The following is a 2,797-nucleotide window of genomic DNA, read 5'->3' as shown; positions in this document are numbered from 1 at the left end:
TTGATAAATGATAGCCATAATGAACACCAACCTCGTTACACATTTTATATGTATGACGAGGTAAAATCAACCATTTTTTTAAGGAAACTCCTTGTCACTACGCGACTTTTTCGTTCAGCATCGTTACACAATCCGGGAACTCAGGATGTAAAAGACCACATTAAGCACATGGTGAAAAATAAGTGTATTTTGTGAATTGTTCAAATTAAACTTGTTCATGGTTATTAAATGTGATGTATTAGGATTCAGAGCTCATGAAGGTAGTACCATCATGGAGTTTGGTTTTAATACTTGGATAGGGAGACCCGTACGATAATTAGGCGAGATGACATTTTACATGGCAGGGGTATTTATGACATGGAGTGGACAACAAACTAACGAGAATGACAAAGCTCGTGGCGATAAACAATGGGTATCGTGAAAAAGTGTGTTCTTTTGCTATCTTGACTTATAAATTATGGGTTGTATTTTTACTAGAGACGGTCGTATAATACTCGCTATTCGCTAAAAAGCGTTACATAAATTTTAATTTCCGTAACGGGAGGGTGAAAAGTTGAATGTCGTTGGGTATATACGAGTCTCAACTCAAGGACAAGCAAGAGAGGGATATAGCTTAACATTTCAAGAAGAAGAAAATCAAAGCATACTGTGAAGAACAGGGTTTTAACTTGATACATATTTTTAGAGAGGAGACGAAGGGATTAGTGGCGCATAACTAAAGGAAGAAGCACTAGAAATAGACAGGGTGGGCTTACAAGAAATGTTGGCTCACCTTTCGTCTGTCCAGGTTAATTATGTGGTAGCTGGATAGTTGGACAGGCAAAGTTATAAAGTAATTGCTAATGATTTTGGTGATGTATTGTTCGATTTTATTATGCAAAAAGTGCAAGAAGTATAAACCGCCTGAGAAGTGTGAACGGCGAGGACGTTGCCGTGGACGAAGACGGCAACCTTCTCCGAGGGCGGCTGCGCGGACGAAGCCAGGATTTTGTCTACGATGCCCGGGACCGCCTGGTCCAGGCCGGCAGTATTACGTACGGTTATAATGCAGAGAACGAGCGGACCTGGATGAACGTGAAGGGCCAGACCAGTACAGCCAGCTGCTGCTGGAGACCGATGAGGCGGGCAGAGTGAGCGCCGCCTATGTCTACGGGCTCGGCCTGATTGGCCGCGAGAGCGCAGACGGGCGCTACCAAAGCTACCATTACGATCTGCGCGGCAGTACGACACGGCTCACAGATGAAGAAGACGACGTCACCGACCGCTATACCTATGGCGCCTTCGGCGAACTTGTGAAGCACGAGGGCACGACCCGCCAGCCGTTCGCCTACAACGGCCGCGATGGTGTACAGACTGACATCAACGGCCTCTACTACATGCGCGCGCGATACTATAACCCGGAGATCAAGCGGTTTATGAACCGCGATGTGCTGCGAGGAGAAGTGAGCCTGGGGCTCAGCATGAACCGCTTCGCGTATGTAAACGGCAATCCGGTGACGTTTGTGGACCCGCTGGGGCTGGATGCGATTCAGGCGGGGAAGCGTAAGGGTATAGATAAACCATATACAAAATCAAGTTTAAAACTTGGACAACAAATGCATAAATCTTATAAATCAGATAAGGTATTAGAAGGTGTAAGAGAAAAAGAATTTCGTTTGCCAAGTGGAAAAAGAATTGACTTTATTGATTTTGAGAAAAAAATAATATACGAACTAAAATCATATAACCCTAGAGCAATGAGACAAGGTAATAGACAGCTAGAAAGGTATAAGAAAGAGGTTGAAGGGATATATGGTGGAGATTGGAAAACAAAATTAGACGTGTATTGAGGTGAATAGAGCAGTGGAAAAGAAAGAATTTAAAAAAATTGTTAATGACTGTTTATTATCAAACGGTTTCGTTAAAAAAGGTAAATTTTATTATAAAACTAGTGATGAAGTTATATGTTCTCTAGGTTTACAAAAATCAAATCATTCAAATTGTTTCTATGTGAATGTGGGGATAGTAATAAAAGAAATTAACCCTAGTCTTGAATTACCAAGAGATGTTGATGGTGACATTAGATGTAGGTTCTACTTTGAAGTTGATGGGAATAAAGTTGACTGCTTACCAATAGACCAATTAAGCGAAAGTAATGTTATTATTACTTCTTTAAAGAAAAATATTTTGGAATTAGTTGACCCATCATTAGAACTTGAAGGGTTAAAAAAACTATTAAACGATAAGCCAGTCCTGTTATATCAAACTAAAATGGTAGTTAAAAAGTACTTAGGCATAGAAGGATAAAAAGGTAGCCATAAAATAATTTTATGATGAAACCTTGATTGGCTAAATGCCTTTCAAGGTTTCTTTTTTATTGGTGGGGCTACCCAGTGACGAATAGTTGGGTCTGTCAATAAGTTTGTGTAAACTCTAAATCAAGAGTTCCCCTGTTAATGTTAAGAGAAGAAGATGCTCTTTAAGGCAGATGCTGGCCAATCCGTTCAGGATAAAAGACGGATAATTGAAGCAGGATCTGACCCCATGCGGGTGACATCGACCGTCACTAAATAGAGCATTTTGAGAAGAGATTCATCCGTAGGGAAGATGCTTTTCCCTTTCGTCACTTTACGGAGTTGGCGGTGGTAGCTCCCAATCATATTGGTCGTATAAATGAGCTTACGAAGCTCAGGTGGGTACTTAAAGAACGTGGCGAGTTCCTTCCCAATTATTGCGCCAGGAACGGACAATGAGTGGATATTTGGCGCCCCAGATCTCCTCAAACCGATCCAATTCGAGCAGAGCCATGTCCTCTGTT

At 41.6% G+C, this 2,797-nt stretch carries 3 protein-coding genes and 2 pseudogenes; 4 read left to right on the top strand and 1 reads right to left on the bottom strand.

The window, feature by feature from the left end; translation table 11 throughout:
* Nucleotides 1–553: 553 nt before the first annotated feature.
* The 4 genes and pseudogenes from JJQ72_RS20595 to JJQ72_RS20110 form a co-directional block, all read left to right on the top strand.
* Nucleotides 554–802 (top strand): annotated as a pseudogene (locus tag JJQ72_RS20595) (recombinase family protein); the annotation flags it as partial.
* A 110-nt stretch (nt 803–912) separates the two neighbouring features.
* Entirely contained in the window at nt 913–1,134 is a 222-nt protein-coding gene (locus tag JJQ72_RS20120; protein ID WP_208204775.1) for a hypothetical protein, read from the top strand.
* Entirely contained in the window at nt 1,131–1,829 is a 699-nt protein-coding gene (locus JJQ72_RS20115; RefSeq protein WP_208204774.1) for an RHS repeat-associated core domain-containing protein, read from the top strand. Before JJQ72_RS20120 ends, JJQ72_RS20115 begins: the two co-directional genes overlap by 4 nt.
* A gap of 13 nt (nt 1,830–1,842) precedes the next feature.
* Nucleotides 1,843–2,286 carry a DUF4304 domain-containing protein gene (locus JJQ72_RS20110; RefSeq protein ID WP_208204773.1) on the top strand — a complete coding sequence of 148 codons (444 nt, stop codon included), beginning with the start codon at nt 1,843–1,845 and terminating at the stop codon, nt 2,284–2,286.
* 172 nt (nt 2,287–2,458) lie between these two features.
* Here JJQ72_RS20110 and JJQ72_RS20105 read toward each other — a convergent pair.
* A pseudogene (locus JJQ72_RS20105) lies at nt 2,459–2,797 on the bottom strand (transposase); the annotation flags it as partial.

The sequence above is a fragment of the Paenibacillus sp. F411 genome (genome assembly GCF_017582705.1).
Classification (GTDB): Bacteria; Bacillota; Bacilli; order Paenibacillales; family Paenibacillaceae; genus Paenibacillus_AQ; species Paenibacillus_AQ algicola.
This window is presented reverse-complemented; position numbering and strand designations above follow the sequence as displayed.